3 protein-coding genes are annotated in these 4016 nt (G+C 51.0%); 2 read left to right on the top strand and 1 reads right to left on the bottom strand.

The annotated features are described in order from the left end of the window. Positions 1-81: 81 nt before the first annotated feature. Positions 82-276, bottom strand: a complete 195-nt coding sequence (locus QT987_RS29165; RefSeq protein WP_190661768.1) for a hypothetical protein — start codon at positions 274-276, stop codon at positions 82-84. A 152-nt stretch (positions 277-428) separates the two neighbouring features. On the opposite strand from QT987_RS29165, the gene QT987_RS29160 reads away from it, so the two are divergent. Next, entirely contained in the window at positions 429-605 is a 177-nt protein-coding gene (locus tag QT987_RS29160; protein ID WP_333246937.1) for a hypothetical protein, read from the top strand. Positions 606-688: 83 nt separating this feature from the next. Next, on the top strand, positions 689-4016 hold a 3328-nt coding region (locus tag QT987_RS29155; RefSeq protein WP_333246935.1), incomplete at its 3' end, for a two-partner secretion domain-containing protein.

Here is a 4016-nt window from a genome sequence, read left to right as displayed (position 1 = left end):
TCCCGCCCGTCCTTTTTGGCCGGGCGGGACGCCCATCCCACTTTCAAGAGTGGAAGTTATTTAATTCTCATTCCTTATCAACTAATTCATCACGTCAAGGATTCCCTTGACTACGCCTTCCATGACTTTTTCAATTAAGCTCAATTCATTTTCGCCGATCGACTCATTTAAGAGCATTGACTGAATCCGCTGTCTGTCATCGCGAGTCAGTTCGCCGGACGAAAATATCCGCTCTACTATTTGTTCAGTTAGAAATGGGAAAGCTGGAGTTTGCATGGTTGGTCTCTAAAAGCATCAATATTTTGTTTTTAACTTTATTAGAGGAGCCAGTTATGGTGTGGGTTTTTACTTTCCCACCCAATCAGTGCTCCAATCTTATGACTCTGGGGGGCTTTTGTCAATACACTTGTTACAGAACAATACAAAATTTGCCTGAAATTTCCCACATTCTGGCAACGGGTGGTTTTGGAGTGCGATCGACCCCGGTGGTGGCGGTGTGCGATCGACTTTTTGAAGTTTATGGGCACTTTAGCGGAACATTACAGCTCAAAAAAAATCAAAACGAGAAGAGATTAAAATTGGTAATGGAGAATTGGCTTGTCTGAAATCCCTCTTCCTTCCGGCTAATGACTAATGACTAATGACTAATGACTAAGGAATAATGACTAATGACTAATGGCTTCCTCCAATGACCTATTTTCCTTCGGCTATAATTTTGACATTAGGTTTTTGGCTGCTACCTCTAGCAGTGCGATCGCAACCTGTCGTTCCTGCAAATGACGGCACAAATACTGTTGTTCAGTCCGAGCAAAACCGCACCGACATTAGTGGCGGACAATTGTCAGGAAACGGGGCCAATCTGTTTCACAGCTTCAGTCAATTTAATCTCAGCGAAGGTCAAATTGCTAATTTTCTAACTAATCCAAATATTCAAAATATTTTAGGGCGGATTTCCGGCGACAATGTTTCCATCATTAACGGTCTGATTTCTGTAAGCGGCGGCAACTCAAATTTATTCTTAATGAATCCGGCGGGAATTGTCTTCGGTCAAAATGCTAGATTGAACGTGCCGGGGTCTTTTTTCGCGACAACTGCTACAGGTATTGGTTTCGGTGACGGCTGGTTCCATTCGGCGGGAATTAATGATTACAAAGCTTTACTGGGAAATCCTAATCAATTTAATTTTACTAACTCACAAGTTGGTGCAATTGTCAATGCCGGAAACTTGGCAGTTGGCAACGGGGAAAGTTTAACTTTGCTCGGTGGCACCGTTATTAATACAGGACAATTATCCGCTCCCAACGGTCAAGTTACTGTGGCTGCTGTTCCGGGACAAAATGCAGTCCGTATCAGTCAAGTTGGCAATTTATTGAGTTTAGAAATTACTCCGTCTTGGCAGTCAGAAAAATCGGCGATCGCCCCGGTTTCTTTGCCTCAGTTGCTAACGGGGCCCGGCGTAGCGTCAGCCACAGGTTTAACGACTAACGAACAAGGTCAATTGGTACTGACTGGCGGCCAAACAGTGCCCGCAGTTGCCGGAAGTGCGATCGTCTCCGGTTCTGTAAATGTATTTGGCCCTTCTGGGAATGCTGGCGGCACAGTCAATATTTTAGGGGAAAAAGTCGGACTTTTCGGCGCAAATATCAATGCTTCCGGGACTGACGGCGGAGGTACTGTGCGCGTCGGAGGCGGTTTCCAGGGGATGGAACCAGTGCCAAATGCCCAGGTAACTTATGTTAGTCCTGATTCTACGATCGCAGCAAACGCGATCGACCGCGGCAATGGCGGCACTGCGGTAATTTGGTCAGACAATACAACTCGCTTTTTCGGCAATATTAGTGCTCGCGGGGGCACTGCCGCAGGTAACGGCGGAACAGTAGAAGTTTCCGGCAAAAATGCTTTAACTTTCCAAGGAGAAGTCGATACCCGCGCGACTAACGGTGCGATCGGCAATTTGTTGCTCGATCCGGCAAATATTACCATCGTCAGCGGTAACGGATCCAGCAGCGCGCGATCGGGCGGGGAACTCGAATCGGCACCAGAACCCAATGAAACATCGATCTCAGAAGTGCAGTTGGAACAGATGGCGGCCGGCAGCAACGTGGTTCTAGAAACCCCAGGCTACATCACCCTCCAAGACTTGCCCGATAACAAACTTTCCCTGCAAGCGAGAACGGGAGACACCGTAACATTTAGATCCGGCGGAGTGTTTGTTGTCAATGACCCCAAGGACTCAATCGACACTCAAGGTGGCAACATCAACATTTCTGGCAGCAGCATCTCTCTGGGCGGACTCAATGCTAACGGTGGCAATATCGCTATCACTGCTAACGGCATTGACTTCAGAGGTGGCAGCAATTCCGTCAGCAGTGCGGGGGGAACAATTGGCTTGCAACCCAACGATAGCCGAGCAATTCGGATCGGTGGCACCGGCGATGTTTTGGGCCTTTTGGACTTGACGGCAACGGATCTCGGCGCTTTGGCGGGGGATTTCGGCTCGATCGCGATCGGGCGCGAAAACGGTAGCAGCACGTCGATCGCGATCGTTGCACCCATTACCTTCAACAGCCCGCTGACACTTCAAGGCAGATCGATCGCGATCGACAATCCCCTGAGAACCAGTGGCAGCGCTAGCTTGACTCTCGACGCGCCCCAAACTAATCTCAACGCCAACATTGCCACATCCGGCGGCGATCTCACTTTTACAGGCAACGCATCCCTCAATGCTGACGTGGCTTTGAGCACGGAAGTTAGCGGCAACATTCTGTTCTCCGGTAGCCTAGACGGATCTCACGCCCTAAGACTAGACGCTGGGCGAGTGCTGTTCGGCGCTACAGTCGGTCAAGCTGCACCGCTGGCGAGTTTAACTGTCAACGCCCGCAGTACCGAGGTATCCGGCAATATTGCGACATCTGGCGACATGACTTTCAATAGTAACGTCACAGTCGATCGCACCGCCGCCCTAGCCACCACTACCGGCAATATCACTTTTGCCAATACCCTCGACAGCAGGCCGGGCCGGGCTAATAATTTGACCCTGCGCGCTGGTGGCAACATTACTTTTGACGGCAGAGTCGGTCAAACTCAGAGGTTGGGCCTGCTCTCGGCCGATGCTGCTAGTGTGACTGCTGCTTCCACAATTGCAGCGCGTATTTTGAGCGTTAACGCGCGAGATTCCGCTCGCTTCGGGGGGGACAGCACGGCCGGTTTGGGAGCCGATATCAAGGCAGAAAACGTTCTCCTAGAGGGTAATTTAAGGACGGATGGTGGCAGCGTGAACCTGCAAGGAAGCGGCGAGGTTCGGACTGGTAATATTACCTCGAACGGTGGGAGGATTCGGGTTGAGGGAAATACTGTTGCAGCAGGTGCGATCGACTCGTCATCGGCGGGCACAGGAGGCGCGATCGCTCTCCAAAGCAATGCTGGCCCTTTAACTGCGGGAGCTCTGAACGCTTCGGGGGCGATCGGCGGAAATATCGATGTCACCTCTTCATCGGGCATTTCGGCTCTAGATATCAACTCCAGCAGCACTTCAAACGGCAACGGCGGGGGCGTTTCCCTGAACGCGACTGATAACATTCAGTTGGGCTTTATCAATGCTCAAGGTGGTACTGGTGGCACTGGTGGCAGTGTTGATGTGACAACCCTCGGTTTGTTTCGCTCGAACAATGTTTTCAACGATATATCGGGCAATTCTTCGAGTATTTCTACTGCCGGAGGTGCGGGGGCGGGGAGGATCGCAATTCGCCACGGAGGCGCTATCGATCAACCATTTGTAGTTGGTGGCGCGATCGACAATGGAACCCTGGGAAGCATTAATGCTGGCGCGGGAAATGCCATTTTGCCCACTTTTTCTGTTGGACAAACTTACACCCAAGGAAGTTTACCAAATCAGATTTCCCTAATTACACCGGGCCCGCCCTCTACTCCCGCACCCATTCCCGCACCCATTCCCGCACCCATTCCCGCACCCATTCCCGCACCCATTCCCGCACCCATTCCCGCACCCATTCCCG

Origin of the sequence: Microcoleus sp. SVA1B4, assembly GCF_036700545.1 — a bacterium.
In the GTDB taxonomy this organism is placed as follows: Bacteria; Cyanobacteriota; Cyanobacteriia; order Cyanobacteriales; family Microcoleaceae; genus Microcoleus.
This window is presented reverse-complemented; position numbering and strand designations above follow the sequence as displayed.